Annotated in this window: 12 protein-coding genes and 1 riboswitch; of the genes, 6 read left to right on the top strand and 6 right to left on the bottom strand. The window is 63.1% G+C overall.

Features of this window, described 5'->3' with window-relative positions:
- The first annotated feature begins 72 nt into the window (after positions 1–72).
- From ACTNBK_RS09750 to ACTNBK_RS09725, 6 genes are all read left to right on the top strand, one after another.
- A complete protein-coding gene (locus ACTNBK_RS09750) occupies positions 73–3,309 on the top strand; it encodes a phosphodiester glycosidase family protein (protein ID WP_441145651.1) in 3,237 nt (1,078 codons plus the stop codon).
- Between the two features lie 148 nt (positions 3,310–3,457).
- A riboswitch (cobalamin riboswitch) is annotated at positions 3,458–3,641 on the top strand.
- A gap of 128 nt (positions 3,642–3,769) precedes the next feature.
- Entirely contained in the window at positions 3,770–4,081 is a 312-nt protein-coding gene (locus ACTNBK_RS09745; protein WP_441145649.1) for a cysteine-rich small domain-containing protein, read from the top strand.
- Positions 4,082–4,329: 248 nt separating this feature from the next.
- Positions 4,330–5,619 (top strand): diaminopimelate decarboxylase, encoded by a 1,290-nt coding sequence (lysA, locus tag ACTNBK_RS09740; protein WP_441145647.1) that lies wholly within the window; start codon positions 4,330–4,332, stop codon positions 5,617–5,619.
- A gap of 294 nt (positions 5,620–5,913) precedes the next feature.
- Positions 5,914–6,756, top strand: coding sequence for a sulfide/dihydroorotate dehydrogenase-like FAD/NAD-binding protein (locus ACTNBK_RS09735; protein ID WP_441145645.1), 843 nt, complete (start codon positions 5,914–5,916; stop codon positions 6,754–6,756).
- Between the two features lie 2 nt (positions 6,757–6,758).
- Positions 6,759–8,150 carry an NADPH-dependent glutamate synthase gene (gene gltA, locus ACTNBK_RS09730; RefSeq protein ID WP_441145643.1) on the top strand — a complete coding sequence of 464 codons (1,392 nt, stop codon included), beginning with the start codon at positions 6,759–6,761 and terminating at the stop codon, positions 8,148–8,150.
- A 230-nt stretch (positions 8,151–8,380) separates the two neighbouring features.
- Positions 8,381–8,854 (top strand): DUF2798 domain-containing protein, encoded by a 474-nt coding sequence (locus ACTNBK_RS09725; RefSeq protein ID WP_441145641.1) that lies wholly within the window; start codon positions 8,381–8,383, stop codon positions 8,852–8,854.
- A 65-nt stretch (positions 8,855–8,919) separates the two neighbouring features.
- Here ACTNBK_RS09725 and ACTNBK_RS09720 read toward each other — a convergent pair whose 3' ends face one another.
- The 6 genes from ACTNBK_RS09720 to xdh form a co-directional block, all read right to left on the bottom strand.
- Positions 8,920–9,666, bottom strand: a complete 747-nt coding sequence (locus tag ACTNBK_RS09720) for a hypothetical protein (protein ID WP_441145639.1) — start codon at positions 9,664–9,666, stop codon at positions 8,920–8,922.
- A gap of 139 nt (positions 9,667–9,805) precedes the next feature.
- Positions 9,806–10,747, bottom strand: a complete 942-nt coding sequence (gene arcC, locus ACTNBK_RS09715) for a carbamate kinase (protein ID WP_441145637.1) — start codon at positions 10,745–10,747, stop codon at positions 9,806–9,808.
- Between the two features lie 185 nt (positions 10,748–10,932).
- Positions 10,933–12,132 carry a knotted carbamoyltransferase YgeW gene (gene ygeW, locus ACTNBK_RS09710; protein WP_441145635.1) on the bottom strand — a complete coding sequence of 400 codons (1,200 nt, stop codon included), beginning with the start codon at positions 12,130–12,132 and terminating at the stop codon, positions 10,933–10,935.
- Positions 12,133–12,193: 61 nt separating this feature from the next.
- Positions 12,194–13,606, bottom strand: a complete 1,413-nt coding sequence (locus ACTNBK_RS09705; protein ID WP_441145633.1) for a YgeY family selenium metabolism-linked hydrolase — start codon at positions 13,604–13,606, stop codon at positions 12,194–12,196.
- 55 nt (positions 13,607–13,661) lie between these two features.
- On the bottom strand, positions 13,662–14,897 hold the full coding sequence (dpaL, locus tag ACTNBK_RS09700; RefSeq protein ID WP_441145631.1) for a diaminopropionate ammonia-lyase: 1,236 nt from the start codon (positions 14,895–14,897) through the stop codon (positions 13,662–13,664).
- Positions 14,898–15,124: 227 nt separating this feature from the next.
- Positions 15,125–17,710 carry a selenium-dependent xanthine dehydrogenase gene (gene xdh / locus ACTNBK_RS09695; RefSeq protein ID WP_441145629.1) on the bottom strand — a complete coding sequence of 862 codons (2,586 nt, stop codon included), beginning with the start codon at positions 17,708–17,710 and terminating at the stop codon, positions 15,125–15,127.
- Positions 17,711–17,727: the final 17 nt, after the last annotated feature.

Below are 17,727 nucleotides of genomic sequence, written 5' to 3'. Positions count from 1 at the left end.
CTATCATGGATGGGCCGCCCAACGGCCAGTCCCGTTCCCTTTCACCCTGCAATGATTTTTGGAGGCAACAGCATGAAACGATTTGGCATCCGGGCCACTGCGCTGACCCTGGCCGTTCTGGTGGGGCTCTCCCCCGCCGCGTCCGCGTCCATCGCTCTGGGCGACGAGCTCCACGGCGGCACCGTCTCCCTGGCGCCCGGCTCTGATCTGGTGGAGCAGGTCTTCTGGAGCAACTCCAAGTCCGACCTGCGCACCGAGCGGTACATCTCCTACTCCCCTGCCGATGGCGTCTACCCCGTGGTGGTCTACGGGGACAAGCTCATGTCCCGGCAGGACCTGGCCACCATGGCCAAGTCTCTGGAGGCCCAGGGGCTCCGGGTGGTGGGCGGCGTCAACGGCGACTTCTTCGACCTGTCTACCGGCAATGCCCTGGGTGTCATTATCAGCGACGGCGTATTGCGCACCACCTCCGGCGGCTACTACGCCGTTGGCTTCCTGGCCGATGGCACCGCCTTTATCGGCAAACCCGACCTGGCCGTCACCGCCACCTTCAACGGCTCCACCATGCGGGTCACCGACGTGAACAAGACCCGCACCGCCGCTGACGGCACCCATGAGGGTGGTCTCTACCTCTATACTGACGAGTTTAGCACCACCACCCAACATACCAGTCCTGGCTACGACGTGATCCTCACCCCCGTCACCACCAATGTGGGCCAGACCGTGGACGTAGATTTGGACGTCACCGACACCGACGGCACCGCCTCGGAGGCTGCCGCGGAGACTCCTACGGAGACAACAGCTCCGGGCACAGATGCCGCATCCTCCGGCGACATTGCCACCGATTCCCAGAACCTGGAGACCACCACCCCCGCTGAGGGCACCCGCCAGGTGGACGAGGTCACTGCCTCTCTGCTTCTCTCCGATGAACTCACCGTGGGCGGTCGTCTGGTGTGCACCGTTGATCAAGTGCTGGAGTCCACCACCTCCATCCAGATCCCCGAGGACAAGCTGGTCCTCACCGTCAACAAACAGAACAACGAATGGCTCCTGGGCCAGGTGTCCTCCCTGAAGCCTGGCGACCAGGTGAGCATCGACGTCACCGCCGCCGACAGTCGGTGGAATGATGTGGTCACCGCCATCGGCGGCTACTACAAGATCGTCACCAATGGCCAGGTGGGACCCCAGACCGACTCCACCGCCAACCCCCGCACCGCCATCGGCATCAAGGCCGACGGCAGTGTGATCTTCTACGCCATCGACGGCCGGCAGTCCGGTTACAGCGTGGGTGCCACCCTCACCCAGGTGGCCCAGCGGCTCATTGAGTTGGGCTGCGTAGAGGCCGTGGCTCTGGATGGCGGCGGCTCCACCACCATCGGCGCCACCATGCCGGGGTCCTCTGCCATGGAGATCCTCAACTCCCCCTCCGACGGCAGCCTGCGCACCGTCAGCAACGGTATCTTCCTGGTCTCCAGCCTCAAGCCCAACGGGGTGCTGGACCACTACTATGTCACCCCCTACGACTCGGTGGTCCTCTCCGGTACCCAGTTGGCCCTCACCGCCACCCCGGTGGATGAGAACGGCTACACCTTCTCAGACAGCACCGCCGTCTCCTGGTCCATCCGCAACGGCGACGGCATCGTGGACGTAAACGGCGTCTTTACCGCCGGCAGTGAGAGCGGCACCACTCAGGTCACCGCCTCTGCCAACCGGGCCGAGGGCAGCGCCTCCATCACCGTGGTCAAGACTCCCGACTCCATCTCGGTGACCAACCAGGCCACCGGGGCTCCCGTCACCTCCATCGCCCTGGACCCCCAGGAGAGCATCGATCTCACTGCCAGCGCGGTCTGGAAGAAGATCGCACTCACCAGTCAGGACACCTGTTACACCTGGTCGGTTGACCCCGCCGTCGGCACCGTGGATGAAAACGGCGTTTTCACCGCCGGTGCCAAGAGTGCCACTGGCAATCTCACTGTCAGCGCCGGCGGTACCTACATCACCATCCCCATCACCGTGGCCGGCCACATCAACACGCTGGACGATTTCGAGACCGATGAGGGTCTCTCCGCCCTCACCAGTTCCTCCAACGCGGTGATCAACCGGGAGTCCTCCGGCGATCTGGTGCGCTACGGTAAGCAGAGTGCCCGGGTGGATTACAGCGCCGGCGAGACCGGCTCCGCCTCTCTGGGCTCCTCCCTGGCCATCCCCACCGGCGACCGCTACCTGAGCATGTGGGTCTACGGCGACGGCTCCGGCAACACCCTCACCGCCACCATCGCCGACGGTGCCGGCATCACCAGCGACGTGGTTCTCTCCGCTTTGGACTTCACCGGCTGGAAGCACCTGACCGCCGCCCTGCCTGAGGGCACCGCCGCCCTCCAGGGGCTCACCGTGGTCTATGGCGGCGGCGAGAAGGCCATCGGCACCATTTATCTGGATCAGTTCACCACGGCTACTGAGGCGCTGACCGACGAGACCGTCCCCACCGTTACCGTGACCGCCGAAAACGGCAAGCTTACCGGCTACGTCTCCGACAACGTGGACAAGGACTTTGCCAAGTCGGCCATCACCTTGACCCTGGATGGCAAGAGTGTGAACTTTACCTGGAATGAGTCCACCGGCACCCTGACCTATACCCTCCCCATCAGCGACGGCAAGCTCCACCGACTCACCATCACCGCCGTGGACCAGAGCGGCAATGTGGGCCGCGGCTCCTACAACATCCTTCCCACCATCAACGAGGACGGCTCCACCACCTCTCAGAGCCCCTTCGTGGATATGACCGCCCACTGGGCCGACCTCTACACCACCTACCTCTATGACATGGGTGTGGTTCAGGGTGTGGAGTCCAGCTCCGGCCTTCTCTTCCAGCCCGATAAGAACATTACCCGGGGTGAGTTCTCCCTGATGGTGGCCCGCTGGATGGGTCTGGATCTCACCGCCTATTCCGATGTCACCCTCCCCTTCGCCGATCTGGACACCACTCCCTCCTGGTGTGTGGACGCCATGAAAGCCATGTACGCCGAGGGCATCATCAAAGGCAGCCTGGATAACGGCGTCCTCATGGGCCGGGCCACCGCCTCCATCAGCCGGGCCGAGGCCATGACCATTCTGGGCCGCATCCAGGGCAAGGGCTATGTGACCCAGTCCCTGACCTTCAGCGATACCGCCTCCGTCCCCGCCTGGTCTCTCCCCTACGTGGAGTCCCTGGTGGGCCAGGGCATTATTTCCGGCTACAACAACCAGCTCCGGCCCAATGACTCCGTCACCCGGTCCGAAGTGGCCAAGATGCTCTTCTACCTCATGTAACCACCGTTTTTCCGCTCCCCGCCGTCTCACGACGGCGGGGAGTTTTTTTCCACCGCTCCGGCGCCTGTGGGGGAAAAGTCCACTTGACAGGGCAGGGAAAAGCCGCTATGATGATAGGTACCGGAGGGAACTTCCCCCCGGTGCAAGTGAATATCTCTGGTACGCAGGTGCGCCGATGGCGCTGCACAAGGGAAGCCGGGTGAGAATCCCGCACAAAGCCGTTGCTGTGTTGGCGGAGGGGTCCCCAGATGTCACTGGAGTAAGTGCTCCGGGAAGGCGGGGACCGCGCTGGACGCCGAAGTCAGAATACCTGCCTGCGTATGACGCACACAAAAACCTCTCCGAGCCTGGGAGGGTGCCGCGCTTCCGCCCTGTCTGGCGGGGGGCCATTGCTGCACGCTGTTCAGGCCGTGCAGCTTTTTTGCTGCCTGGAGACCGCCACGATGGAAAGGAGTCCGCCATGAGTGAACGTGACCGCGCCGGCGCCCCCAACTGGAAAGGTAAGGCCTTTTCCTTCTTCTCCCATCTCCAGTGCGAGTATTTCCCCTGCCATCCCACCAACGACCCGGACAATTTCAACTGTCTCTTCTGCTACTGCCCCCTCTACGCCCTTGGACCCGACTGCGGCGGCAACTTCCGCTACACGGAAAAGGGCATCAAGGACTGCAGCCGCTGCACACTGCCCCACCAGAGGGACAACTACGGCTATGTAACCGCCAAGTTTCAAGAGATCGCCCGCCGGATGGCAGAGGAGCGGGAGCGGCCCCGCTAAACACACCCCTTTTACGGGAAGGGGGACATATCACATCCTGCCATTCCTGTTTGTAGGATACGCGAAAAGGGTCCCGGACACCATGTCCGGGGCCCTTTTTGTCCGGGCGGCACGCCGTCTGCGCCCAAAAAACAAGTCCCATTTTGTGGGTTTCCGGTTGCGCCCCGGGCCAAAGCTGGTATAATAGTGCCCAGATGATTTTGGGGAGCCCCCGCTCCCCTTCACCAAAGATCGGGAGGGAACCACCTATGTGCATGGAGATCCGAGACAACACCCTTTATTTTGACGGCTGCGACACCACCACCCTAGCCAAGACCTACGGCACCCCGCTGTACGTCTACTCTCAGACCGCCCTAGAGGGACGCTTCCAGGCCCTTCACACCGAGTTCCTGGACAAGTGGGAGAACACCCGTGCGGCCTATGCCGCCAAGGCCTTCTGCACCCCCGCCCTGCTGCGGCTGGTGAAGGACGCCGGCCTGTGCGTGGACGTGGTCTCCGGCGGTGAGCTCACCTGCGCCCTCTCCGCCGGCTTCCCCGCCGAGCGCATCGAGTTCAATGGCAACAACAAGCTGCCCGCCGAGCTGGAGCTGGCGGTGGAGAGCGGCGTGGGCCGCATCATCATCGACGGCCTTCAGGAGCTCTCGTTGCTGGAGTCTATTTGCGCCCGGAAGGGCAAGAAGATGAAGGTCCTCTACCGGGTCACCCCCGGCGTCAAGGCCGACACCCACGACTACATCATCACCGGAAAAAAAGACTCCAAGTTCGGCATTCCCCTGGACGAGGACATCATCTACCCCGCCATCAAGGCCGCCATCGATTCCCCCTGGGTGGACCTGCTGGGCCTCCACTTCCACGTGGGCTCCCAGCTCTTCGAGGTCCGGCCCTACCTGGAGGCCCTGGAGGTGGTACTTGGCTTAGTGAAGGAGACCTGGAACCGCTACCACTTTGCCATGACCGAGCTCAACGTGGGCGGTGGCTTCGGCATCCGCTACACCGACGAGGAGCCCAGAGGATACGGCTGGTACCTGGACCCTCTCATGGAACGCATCGACGCCTTCTTCCGGGACCTGGGCCTCCCCCGTCCGGCGGTGGTCACCGAACCCGGTCGCAGCGTGGTGGGCGAGGCCGGCATCACCCTCTACACCGTGGGTTCCATCAAGGACATCCCAGGCGTTCGGAAGTACGTGTCCGTAGACGGTGGCATGACCGACAACATCCGTCCCGCCCTCTACCAGGCCAAGTACCGGGCCATCGCCGCCAATAAGGCAGAGGCTCCCACCACAGAGACGGTGACGGTGTGCGGCAAGTGCTGCGAGTCAGGAGACGTCCTCCTCCGGGATGCCACCCTCCCCGCTCTGGAGGCCGGAGACATTCTGGCCGTCCTCTCCACCGGCGCCTACGGCTACTCCATGGCCAGCAACTACAACTCCAACCCCATCCCGGCGGTGGCCCTGGTGAAGGACGGCCGCTCCGGACTCATGGTCCGGAGGCAGACCTGGGAGGACCTCCTCTCCACCAGCTGCGATCCCGGCCTGTAAATCAGCAGGAATCCATCCCCTCCGGCTGTTGCCGGAGGGGATGGACCTGCTTTTTGTCGTGTTCTCTCTGTTTTCTGTGGAAATCGCACAGCCTGCTGGGTTTGTATTTGTGCATTCTTATAATTTTTTTGCAGACCTGAATTTTCACCTGTTCTTTTGCTATGAGATGTGCTAAACTAAATAGCGTGAAATTGACTTGGCAACGGCTGTAACGAAGTGCTTGTGCGCACGGGCTGGTTACGGCGGTTGCTTTTCTTTTTACCAGCACATATTTGCCTAAGGGAGGAGCACATCATGTACCGTATCGTAGAAAAAACACCCCTAAACCCCACCGTCACCAAGATGGTGGTGGAAGCCCCCCTCATTGCCAAAAAGGCCCTGCCCGGCCAGTTTGTCATTCTGCGGGCCTGTGCCGACTCCGAGCGCATCCCTCTCACCGTAGCCGACTACGACCGGGAAAAGGGCACAGTCACCGTCATCTTCCAGATCGTAGGCGCCGGCACCATGGAGCTGGACGCCCTGAAGGAGGGCGAGTCCCTCCACGACTTCGTGGGTCCTCTGGGCCGGGCCAGCCAGCTGGACGGCCTCAAGAAGGTCTGCGTTGTGGGCGGCGGCGTGGGCTGCGCCATCGCCCTGCCGGTGGCCAAGGCCCTTCATGAGAAAGGCACCGAGGTCCATAGCGTGGTGGGCTTCCGGAACCAGGATCTGGTGATCCTGAAGGACGAGTTCCGCGCCTGCAGCGACAAGTTCGTCCTCATGAGCGACGACGGCAGCTGCGGCCGGAAGGGCCTGGTCACCGCCGCCCTGGAGGAGCTCATCGCCTCCGGTGAGCAGTACGACGAGGTCATTGCCATCGGGCCCCTGGTGATGATGAAGTTCGTGGTTGCCGTCACCAAGAAGTACAACGTCAAGACCGTGGTCTCCATGAACCCCATCATGATTGACGGCACCGGTATGTGCGGCGGCTGCCGTCTCACCGTGGGCGGCAAAACCAAGTTCGCCTGCGTGGACGGGCCGGAGTTCGACGGCTTTGAGGTGGACTTTGACGAGGCCATCCACCGGGGCGCCATGTACAAGGACTTTGAGGTCCACGCCCGGGAGGAAGCCTGCAATCTTTTGAACCAGGAGGTACGCTGACCATGGCCAATATGAGTTTGACAAAATGCCCCATGCCCAGCCAGGACCCAGAGGTCCGCAGCCACAATTTTGACGAGGTGGCCCTGGGCTATACCGCCGAGATGGCCGTAGAGGAGGCCAAGCGCTGCCTCAACTGCCCCAAGAAGCCCTGCCACAGCGGCTGCCCCGTGGGCATCGACATCCCCGCCTTCATCGGCAAGGTGGCCGAGGAGGATTTCGCCGGGGCCTATGAGGTTCTGTCCCAGTCCACCACCCTGGCCGCCGTCTGCGGCCGGGTCTGCCCCCAGGAGAGCCAGTGCGAGGGCGTGTGCGTCCGGGGCGTCAAGGGCGAGCCGGTGGCCATCGGCCGCCTGGAGCGTTTCGTGGCCGACTGGCACCGTGAACATGCTCACGAGGAGCCGGTGAAGGCCGCCCCCAACGGCCACAAGGTGGCGGTGGTGGGCTCCGGCCCCAGCGGCCTCACCTGCGCCGGCGACCTGGCCAAGCTGGGCTATGCCGTCACCGTCTTTGAGGCCCTCCACACCCCCGGCGGCGTGCTGGTCTACGGCATCCCCGAGTTCCGTCTCCCCAAGGAGCTGGTCCGCAAGGAGATCGCCACTCTGGAGGCCATGGGCGTGGAGTTCCAGACCAACATGGTCATCGGCAAGGTGCTCACCGTGGACGAGCTCATGGAGGACATGGGCTACGAGTGCGTCTACCTAGCCTCCGGCGCCGGTCTCCCCTCCTTTATGGGCATCCCCGGCGAGACCCTCAACGGAGTATACTCCGCCAACGAGTACCTCACCCGGGTCAACCTGATGAAGGCCTACCGGCCCGACAGCCACACCCCCATCGCCAAGAGCAAGTCTGTGGCCGTGGTAGGCGGCGGCAACGTGGCCATGGACGCCGCCCGCTGTGCCAAGCGGCTGGGGGCTGAAAACGTCTACATCGTATACCGCCGCAGCATGGATGAGCTCCCCGCCCGTAAGGAGGAGGTGGAGCACGCTCAGGAGGAGGGCATCATCTTCCGCCTGCTCACTAACCCCGTGGAGGTCCTGGGCGACGAGACCGGCCACGTCAAGGGCATGAAGTGCATCCAGATGGAGCTGGGCGAGCCCGACGCCTCCGGCCGCCGCCGCCCCGTCCCCGTCCCCGACAGCGAGTTCGTGCTGGACGTGGACACCATGATCATGTCCATCGGCACATCCCCCAACCCCCTCATCCGCTCCACCACCCCCGGCCTGGAGACCAACAAGCACGGCTGTATCGTCACCAACGGCGAGGACGGTCTCACCAGCCGCACCGGCGTCTATGCCGGCGGTGACGCCGTCACCGGCGCCGCCACCGTCATCCTGGCCATGGGCGCCGGCAAGCAGGCCGCCGCCGCCATCCACAAGTACATCCAGGAAAAGTGAGCCCTTTTCCCCCACAGATGTGACAAGTCTCCGCCCTGCTGTTCCTCCGCTCTTGTGGAACCTGCCGTTTTTTTCAAATTAGCAAAAAAACACTTACGAGGGCAAAAAAATGGGCTAGAATAGGGGCATAACAGTAGTCGCAGTGAAGAAGAAGGTCGCGAGACGAAGGTTTCGCGGCCTTCTTTTTTTGCGCTGCGGCTCACATCTCATTCTGGAAAGGAGCCTCCCCCATGCCCCAAACCAAATTTCAAAACGTGGTCTTCACCATCATCATGGCCGTCATTATGGTCTACGGTATGATCGTCTACAATGTGGCCCTCAATACCGGCGGTGTCACCAACCAGACCTTCCTTATGGCCCTCCACGAGCTGCCCATCATGGCCCCCATTGCCTTCGTGCTGGAGTTCTTCGTGGTGGAAAAGCTGGCCACCCGCCTGGCTTTCTCCTTCATGCGTCCCACCGACCGGCCCCAGTTTATCACCTACGCCATCTCCACCATGATCGTGTGCATCATGTGCCCCACCATGAGCCTCATCGCCACCCTCCTCTTCAAGGCGCCCAGCTTCGGCACCTGGATCCATACCTGGGGCTGCAACATGCCTGTGGCCCTTATCTGGCAGCTCCTCTACTGCGGCCCCCTCTGCCGCCTTATCTTCCGGCTGCTCTTCCGGGTCAAGGGCAATCAGCCCGCCCAGGCCCATTGATCGTCCACCGGATGTGGAAAAGCCCTGCCGTTCACAATGAACGGCAGGGCTTTTTTCTGTTCGGATCAGCGGCCGCACAGGCGGTCGGTGCAGTTGGCACAGCGCAGGGCCTGGTTGCTCCCCTCCCAGAAACGCTCCGGGTGGCGGTGCCACAGGACTTCCCATACCACCACCACCACTACGGCCATTCCCAGCAAAGTCCAGCCGTAAAAGCCTGGGACAAAGAGGAAGGGGACAAACATCATCAGATGGTCCCAGTTAAAGATGCGGCAGGTAGTGCAGCACCGGTTCTTCATGAGAAAGGTGCGGAAGGGACACCACACGACCACGCAGATGAGATCACAGACGTAGAAGAACACGGCGGAGAGGAAAAGCTCTTCCGGGCCAAAGACCTCGGTGCTCCGCAGCACCCCCAGGGCGATGGTCATGGCCACCCAGGACACAAGGACCTTGTTCGCCCCCCGGTCACTCCTGCGGACATAGGCCGCCAGTTCCTCCTCCCGCCAGCCGGCGGCCGGCCGGTACCAGCGCCCGAACTGCTTTTGGGAGCCCAGAGCCATCACTTCCCGAACGGGGATGAGCTGGAGGACCATATCCACCATCCAGATGACCCACAGCAGGTGGAGGGGGGACAGCTTCTGCCAAAAGCCCCAGCCAGTGAGCACCTGGAAGGCGGTACGGTCGGCCAGAAGCACCCACACGGTGGCCGCCGCCGTCAGCACCCGAAAGGCCAGCCGCAGCCGGTACTTCCGCAGCATGACGGAAACGCCCTTGATCCCCTTTTTTACCGCCGTTTTCTCCAACTTCTCCACCGTCCAACCGTCTTTGGCCCGCCGGCCATATTTCGCTTTCTACATTTTAATGGAAAGCCCCCGCCGGGTCAACCCCGGAAAAGACTTTGCCGCCGGTCAAAGGGGAGATTTTCCCCTTTGACCGGCGGTCTTTTTGCACTTACTGCTGGATGAGGGTGCCCGTCCTGCCCTCGATGCCGTCCTTGGCTTTTTCCAGGAGGGTGATGAGGGCGGTGCGCCCCTCCTTGGACTGGGCGAACTGGACGGCGGCCTGGACCTTGGGCAGCATGGAACCGGGGGCGAACTCCCCGTCGGCCATGTACTGCTCGGCCTGGGCTGGGGTCAGGGTGGAGAGCCACTGCACGTCGGGCTTGCCGAAGTGGATGGCCACCTTCTCCACGGCGGTGAGGATGATGAGGCAGTCGGCGTCCAGCTGCTGGGCCAGGGTGCAGGCGGCAAAGTCCTTGTCGATGACAGCGGCGGCGCCCTTCAGGTGGTGACCCTCGGTCTTGAATACGGGGATGCCGCCTCCGCCGCAGGCCACCACCACCAGGCCGGCCTCCACCATGTCCCGGATGGACTGGATCTCCACGATGGACACGGGCTTGGGAGAGGCCACCACACGGCGGTAGCCACGGCCGGCATCCTCGATGACATCATAGCCACGCTCGGCCACCAGCCTGTCGGCCTCGGCCTTGGTCATGAAGGCGCCAATGGGCTTGGTGGGGTGTGAGAAGGCAGGATCGTCGGGGTCCACCTCCACCTGGGTGAGGACGGTGGCCACACCCTTGGCGATGCCCCGGTCCAGGAGCTCCTCCCGGAGGGCATTCTGGAGGTCGTAGCCGATGTAGCCCTGGCTCATGGCCACGCACACTGACAGGGGGCAGGGGATGTACTTCTCCGGGTCGGAGCGGGTGAGCTCCGCCATGGCCTTCTGGATCATACCCACCTGGGGACCATTGCCGTGGGCAATGACCACTTCGTGGCCCTCCTGGATGAGGTCGGCGATTGCCTTGGCCGTCTGCTTCACGGCGATCATCTGCTCTGGGAGATTGTCGCCCAGAGCATTGCCGCCCAGAGCGATCACAATACGTTTACCCATAGTGTTATCAGCACCTCGATCATAGAAAAATGGAGATATTCCCCACCGAAAAAAACAGTGGACCCACCCGCACAGAAAGTTCAGTTCCATCAGGCGGGTGGGTCCGTTGGGGGAAGGAAGGTCAGAAATGGATGGTAGATGTCAGGCGGATGGCCGGGAAAGAGCCTCCCGCCGGGAATGCGTTCTTACTTCTGGAACCAGCGGGCGATGCCACGGTCCTCCAGGGCCTTCAGAGTGGTCTGGGGGTCCTTCACCTTGGCCAGGAAAATCATGGCGGCGATGATGTAGGGCTTGAAGGAAGCCTCCTTGTAGAGGGGATCACGGTAGCGGTCGAACACGGAGGCCTCCACCTCGCCGTCCATACAGGAGACGCCGTTGATGTCGGCGGGCAGGCAGTGCATGTAGAGGGCCTTGCCGTCCTTGGTGGTCTTCATGAGCTCCTCGGTGCAGCACCAGTCCTTGTGCTCGGCGTTCTGGGCCAGCAGCTCCTTCTCCAGAGCCTTGATGCCCTCAGAGTCGCCCTGAGCATACAGGTCGGTGCGCTTTTCCATGGCGGCAAAGGGAGCCCAGCTCTTGGGATACACGATGTCGGCGTCCTTGAAGGCCTCGGCCATGGAGTTGGTCTTGGTGAAGGTGCCGCCGGACTTCTCGGCGTTCTTCTTGGCCACCTCTTCCACCTCGGGCATGACCTCGTAGCCCTCGGGATGGGCCAGGACCACGTCCATGCCGAAGCGAGTCATCAGGCCGATGACGCCCTGGGGCACGGAGAGGGGCTTGCCGTAGGAGGGGGAGTAGGCCCAGGTCATGGCCACCTTCTTGCCCTTCAGGTTCTCCACGCCGCCGAACTCATGGATGATGTGCAGCATGTCGGCCATGCACTGGGTGGGGTGGTCGATATCGCACTGCAGGTTGACCAGGGTGGGCTTCTGCTCCAGGACCCCGTCCTTGTTGCCAGCGGTGACCGCGTCCACCACCTCGTGCATGTACTTGTTGCCCTTGCCGATATACATGTCGTCGCGGATGCCGATGACGTCGGCCATGAAGGAGATCATGTTGGCGGTCTCACGGACGGTCTCGCCATGGGCGATCTGGCTCTTGCCCTCATCCAGGTCCTGGACCTCCAGGCCCAGCAGGTTGCAGGCGGAGGCGAAGGAGAACCGGGTGCGGGTGGAGTTGTCGCGGAAGAGGGAGATGCCCAGGCCGGACTCGAAGATCTTGGTGGAGATGTTGTTCTCACGCATGTAGCGCAGGGCGTCGGCCACAGTGAACACGGCCTCGATCTCGTCGTCGGTCTTCTCCCAGGTCAGGAAGAAGTCGCCGTTGTACATGTCCTTGAAATTGAGCTTGTTGAGCTTGTCGATATAAGCCTGCAGCTTGGCGTCCATGTGGATCGTCTCCTTTTCAAATTCAAAAATATGTTAGTAGCTGAAAAATCCGCGAACGTTCTTACTTGATATCGTTGTTGGTCTTGCCGGCCCGGAACTGGGTCACGTCGTCGGTCTTGTTCTCCTCCTTGTAGAGGCCAGGGACGGCGGCGTAGAGGGCGGCGCAGCGGACCAGGTCGTCCTTCCAGGTGATCTCGTTGGGGGCGTGGGCCTGGCTCTCGGCGCCGGGGCCGAAGCCCACGCAGGGGATGCCGTACCGGCCCTGGATGGCCACGCCGTTGGTGGAGAAAGTCCACTTGTCGGTGAGGGGGCGGCCCTCACGCAGGTGCATGGCGTCCCGCTTGATGTCGGCGTCGGTGTAGCCCAGGCGCTTGTCGCCGAAGAGGGCGTGGTGGGCGTCCACCAGGGCCTGAACGTGGGCGGCGGACTCCTTGTTGATCCAGGTGGGGAAATAGGCCTCAGTCTCGTAGACCTCGCCGGTCCAGGAGGGCCGGTCGTACATGTACATGGACACCTTCACGTCGTCGCCGTACTTCTTCACGCTGGGCAGGTCCCGGATCTCCTGGAGGCAGGAGTCCCAGGTCTCGCCCGCGGTCATGCGGCGGTCGATGGAGATGGCGCAGGAGTCGGCCACGGCACAGCGGCTGGGAGAGGTGTAGAAGATCTGGCTGGTGGTGCAGGTGCCCCGGCCCAGGAAACGGGCATCCTCGTAGTGCCCGGGGTTGTACTTGGGGTTGAGCATCTTCACGAGGCCCTTGATCTCGGTGGTGTCAGCGTCGTCGTTCTCATTGAGGGCCCGGACGTCCTGGAGGATGTCGGCCATCTTGTAGATGGCGTTGTCGCCGCGCTCGGGGGCGGAGCCATGGCAGGAGACGCCCTTCACGTCCACCCGGATCTCCATGCGGCCCCGGTGGCCGCGGTAGATGCCGCCGTCGGTGGGCTCGGTGGAGATGACGAACTCCACCTGCTCCTTCTTAATGCCATTGGCGGGGAAGAACTTGTTGACGATGTACTGCCAGCACATGCCGTCGCAGTCCTCCTCCTGGACGGAGCCCACGACCATGATCTTGTAGCCGGCGGGGATGAGGCCCAGATCCTTCATGATCTTGGCGCCGTAGGTGGCGGAGGCCATGCCGCCCTCCTGGTCGGAGCCGCCCCGGCCGAAGATGACGGCATCGTCCTCATAGCCCTTGTAGGGGTCGGCCTCCCAGTTGTCGATGTTGCCGATGCCCACGGTGTCAATGTGGGAGTCGATGGCGATGATCTTGTCATCCTGGCCCATCCAGCCGATGACGTTGCCCAGGCCGTCGACCTCAACCTTGTCGTAGCCCAGCTTCTCCATCTCGGCCTTGATGCAGGCCACGACTTCCTTCTCCTCGCAGCTCTCGCTGGGGTGGGAGATCATGTCCCGGAGAAAACGGGTCATGTCGGCGCGGTAGCCTTCGGCGGCCTTCTTGATCTGCTCAAAATCCATGTCAGTGCCCTCCATTATCAGTCATTTGATCCATCCGTCAAAACATGTCCTTCTCTTAGTAGGCGTGCTGGGGTGAGTCGGTGGTGGGATACTCGCCGTCCCAGATCACCCGGCGGAACTTCAGCGGGTCGGTGTTGCCCTCGGTGGAGAACATCAGCACCTGGCTGAAGCGGTCCAGCTCCAGCATCTCCCGCAGATCCTTGTAGGTGTCGTCGCACATGATGGCGTCCAGGCAGCCCATGCCCACGGCGCCGGACTCGCCGGAGATGACCACCGGGTCCCCCTTCACGGGCACGCCCAGCATCCGCATGCCCTTGGCGCTCACCCAGTCGGGGCAGGAGACAAAGGCGCTCACGTGGTTGCGCAGGATGTCCCAGGAGAGGGTGTTTGGCTCGCCGCAGGCCAGACCGGCCATGATGGTCTGGAGGTCGCCGGTGACGATGCGGGGCTGGCCGTCCCCGGCCACAGCGCCCCGGTAGAGGCAGTCGGCGGCACGGGCCTCCATGACCACGAACTTGGGGGGATCGTTGGGGTAGAGGTTGGTGAAGTAGCCCACCACGGCGCCGGCCAGGGAGCCCACGCCGGCCTGGACAAAGACGTGGGTGGGCCGGTTCACGCCGATCTGCCGGAGCTGGTCGGCGGCCTCGTTGGCCATGGTGCCGTAGCCCTGCATGATCCAGGAGGGGATCTCCTCATAGCCCTCCCAGGCGGTGTCCTGGACGATGACGCCATGCTCGGTCTGCTCGGCCTCGGCGGCCGCCATGCGGACGCAGTCGTCGTAGTTCACGTCCTCGATGGTGACCTGAGCGCCCTCCTTGGCGATGTTGTCATACCGGGACTGGCTGGAGCCCTTGGGCATGTGGACCACCGCCTTCTGGCCCAGCTTGTTGGCTGCCCACGCCACGCCCCGGCCGTGGTTGCCGTCGGTGGCAGTGAAGAAGGTGGCCTGGCCGAACTCCTTGCGGAAGGCGTCGCTGGTCAGGTAGTCATAAGTCATCTCGGAGACGTCCCGGCCCATCTCGCCGGCGATGTACTTGGCCATGGCGAAGGAGCCGCCCAGCACCTTAAAGGCGTTGAGCCCGAAGCGGTAGGATTCATCCTTCACGTAGACCCCGCCCAGCCCCAGATACTTGGCCATGCCGTCCAGCCGGGCCAGAGGGGTGATGGAGTACTGGGGGAAGCTGCTGTGGAAAAACCGCGCCTTGGCCACGTTGCTCAGGGACATGATGGACAGATTCTTGTCCTCGCTCTTAGGCATGTGGTTGTCCGTCCACTTGATGGGGTCTTTCATCCCGTTTTTCGCCTCCAAAATGTTTTAAAGCATTCCATACTTTTTGTCTGATTCTGAGTACATCATACCACGTATCCAGACAATGTCAAGGGGTGGAAACAAAATATTTTTCAAGTTTCCTGAAAATTTGTTAGGTTACCTTTCAAACCCTTGGGAGGACAGGCTTTCCTCCTCCCTTCCGGAGAAAAAACACCCCCGCTGCGCCGGGGCGGAGCGGGGGCGTCGGATCACTTTTTCGACGGCTTATAGAAGGTGTTCTCCATGGGCAGCCTGGTGCGCAGCACGTGGTCCATGGCGTAGTAGGCCCCCTGGACGGCGGGGGCGGTGGGGATGGTGGCGATCTCCCCGATGCCCTTGGCGCCATAGGCGAAGGGAAGGAGCTCCTCCTTCTCCACATAGATGGCGTGGATATCGGGGATCTGGTGGGCACGCATGAGGCCCAGGGTGCCAAACTTGGCCTGGGGGACGCAGTCCTTCAGGGGGAAGTCCTCGGTGAGGGCGTAGCCCAGGCCCATGAGGACGCCGCCCTCGATCTGGCCCTGGATGGAGGTGGGGTTGACCACCTTGCCCGAGTCATGGGCGGCCCAGACCTCGCTCACCTTGCCGGCGTCGTCCAGGATGACCACGTGGGTGGCGAAGCCGTAGGCCACGTGGCTCTTGGGGTTGGGCTTGTCGGAGCCCAGCTTGTCGGTGGGGTCGAAAAACTCGGCAAAGTACTCCTTCCCCTCCAGGGCATGGAGGTCTCCCCCAGCGGCGTCCAGGTCCTTTTTCAGGTCGGCGGCGGCCATGCGCACCGCCTCGCCGGTGAGGAGGGTCTGACGGGAGCCGGAGGTGGTGCCCGAGTCGGGAGCTACCTCGGAGTTGGACCCCATGTTGCGCATCCGGTCCAGGCCCAGACCTAAGGTCTCCCCCAGCACCTGGAGGAAGACGGTGGCGCAGCCCTGGCCGATGTCGGAGGCGGCGGAGTAGAGCTCCACCACCCCGTCCTTCACCACCAGCTTACACCGGCCCTTGTCGGGAAGGCCCACGCCTACGCCGGTGTTCTTCATGGCGCAGGCGATGCCCGCCCGGCCGGGATGGGCGTCATAGGCCTCCTTGACAGCCAGCAGGGTCTCCTTCAGGGCGGTGGAGGGGTCGGCGATCTGGCCGTTGGGCAGGGCCTTCCCCGGCTCGATGGCGTTACGGTAGCGGATCTCCCAGGGGGAGATGCCCACCTTCTCGGCCAGCAGGTTGATGTTGGACTCCAGGGCGAACTCGCTCTGGCACACGCCGAAGCCCCGGAAGGCACCGGCGGGGGGATTGTTGGTGTAGTAGCCAAAGCCCCGGATGTCGGTGTTCTGGTAGCAGTAGGGGCCCACCGAGTGGGTGCAGGCCCGCTCCAGCACCGGCCCGCACAGGGAGGCGTAAGCGCCGGTGTCGAAGTAGATTTCACAGTCCAGGCCGGTAAAGATACCGTTTTCATCGCAGCCCAGCGTGAAGGTGCCCTCCATATAGTGGCGCTTGGGGTGGAAGTTGATGGACTCCTGCCGGGAGAACTTCACCTTCACCGGCCGGTTCACCTTCAGGGCCGCCAGTACGGCGATGTGCTGGGCGGACACGTCCTCCTTGCCGCCGAAGCCACCCCCTACCAGCTTGTTTTCCACCACGATGCGGTCCGGGTCCCAGCCCAGCATGATGGAGATCTCCTTCCGGGTGTCGTAGACGCCCTGGTCGGAGGTATACACCTTCACGCCGTCCTTGTAGGGGAAGGCCACGGCGCACTCGGGCTCCAGGAAGGCGTGCTCGGTAAAGGGGGTGGTGTAGTGCTGGGTGACCACATACTTGGATTTGGCCAGGGCGGCCTTGGCGTCCCCCCGGGTCACGTGCCGGGACTGGCACAGGTTGCCGTTGGGGTGAAGCTTAGGGGCGTCGGGCGCCATGGCCTCGTGGATGTTCCGCACCGGCTCCAGGGGCTCGTAGTCGATCTTGACCAGCTTCTTGGCCTCTTTGAGGATGTCCTCGGTCTCGGCCACCACCAGGCAGATGGCATCGCCCACGCAGCGGGTGACATCCCCCTTGGCGATCATCACGTCCCAGTCCTGCTGGATGTGGCCCACCTTATTATTGGGCACATCGTCGGCGGTGAGGACGGCCAGCACCCCGGGCAGAGCCAGGGCGGCGCTGGCGTCGATGTCCAGCACCCGGGCACGGGGATACCGGGAGCGGACGGCGGAGGCGTGGACCATACCTTCCATGTGGACGTCGTCCACATACTCCCCCCGGCCCAGGACCTTGTCCCGGACGTCGGTGCGGAAGGCCCGGTCGCCCACGCCGTAGGTGTCCCCCTTCTCCAGCTCGGGGTCGATGGAGGCCTCCCCCCGGAGGATGGCTCCGGCCAGGGTGATGCCCTCGATGATCTTCTTGTAGCCGGTGCAGCGGCACACGTTGCCCCGGATGGCCTGCTTGATCTGCTCCTCGGTGGGATCGGGGACCTGGTCCAGCAGGGCCTTGCCTGAGAGGACCATACCGGGGATACAGAAGCCGCACTGGACGGCCCCCACCTTGCCGAAGGCGTAGACGAAGGCCTCCTGCTCGGCCTGGGTGAGGCCCTCCACGGTGAGGATGTTCTTGCCCACCGACTTCTTGGTGGTGAGGATGCAGGAGCGCACCGCCTTACCGTCCACGATGATGGTGCAGGTGCCGCAGGCCCCCTCGCTGCAGCCGTCTTTTACCGAAGTGATGCCCAGGTCGTCCCGGAGGTAGCGCAGGAGGGGCTTCTCCTCCTCCGTCTCCCGCAGGACGCCGTTGACCGTGAAGCTGTAGATCTCAGCCATGATAGTTTCCTCCTGTC

Origin of the sequence: Intestinimonas sp. HCP28S3_D6 (assembly GCF_052065695.1) — a bacterium.
Lineage (GTDB): Bacteria > Bacillota > Clostridia > Oscillospirales > Oscillospiraceae > Intestinimonas.
The sequence above is the reverse complement of the archived record's forward strand: the minus strand, read 5'-3'. Positions and strand labels throughout refer to the sequence as shown.

Excerpts from the sequence above, each read along its gene's own strand:
- ACTNBK_RS09750 (WP_441145651.1), top strand. The coding sequence starts at position 73 with ATGAAACGATTTGGCATCCGGGCCACTGCGCTGACCCTGGCCGTTCTG.
- ACTNBK_RS09745 (WP_441145649.1), top strand. The coding sequence starts at position 3,770 with ATGAGTGAACGTGACCGCGCCGGCGCCCCCAACTGGAAAGGTAAGGCC.
- lysA (WP_441145647.1), top strand. The coding sequence starts at position 4,330 with ATGTGCATGGAGATCCGAGACAACACCCTTTATTTTGACGGCTGCGAC.
- ACTNBK_RS09735 (WP_441145645.1), top strand. The coding sequence starts at position 5,914 with ATGTACCGTATCGTAGAAAAAACACCCCTAAACCCCACCGTCACCAAG.
- gltA (WP_441145643.1), top strand. The coding sequence starts at position 6,759 with ATGGCCAATATGAGTTTGACAAAATGCCCCATGCCCAGCCAGGACCCA.
- ACTNBK_RS09725 (WP_441145641.1), top strand. The coding sequence starts at position 8,381 with ATGCCCCAAACCAAATTTCAAAACGTGGTCTTCACCATCATCATGGCC.
- arcC (WP_441145637.1), bottom strand. The coding sequence starts at position 10,747 with ATGGGTAAACGTATTGTGATCGCTCTGGGCGGCAATGCTCTGGGCGAC.
- ygeW (WP_441145635.1), bottom strand. The coding sequence starts at position 12,132 with ATGGACGCCAAGCTGCAGGCTTATATCGACAAGCTCAACAAGCTCAAT.
- ACTNBK_RS09705 (WP_441145633.1), bottom strand. The coding sequence starts at position 13,606 with ATGGATTTTGAGCAGATCAAGAAGGCCGCCGAAGGCTACCGCGCCGAC.
- dpaL (WP_441145631.1), bottom strand. The coding sequence starts at position 14,897 with ATGAAAGACCCCATCAAGTGGACGGACAACCACATGCCTAAGAGCGAG.
- xdh (WP_441145629.1), bottom strand. The coding sequence starts at position 17,710 with ATGGCTGAGATCTACAGCTTCACGGTCAACGGCGTCCTGCGGGAGACG.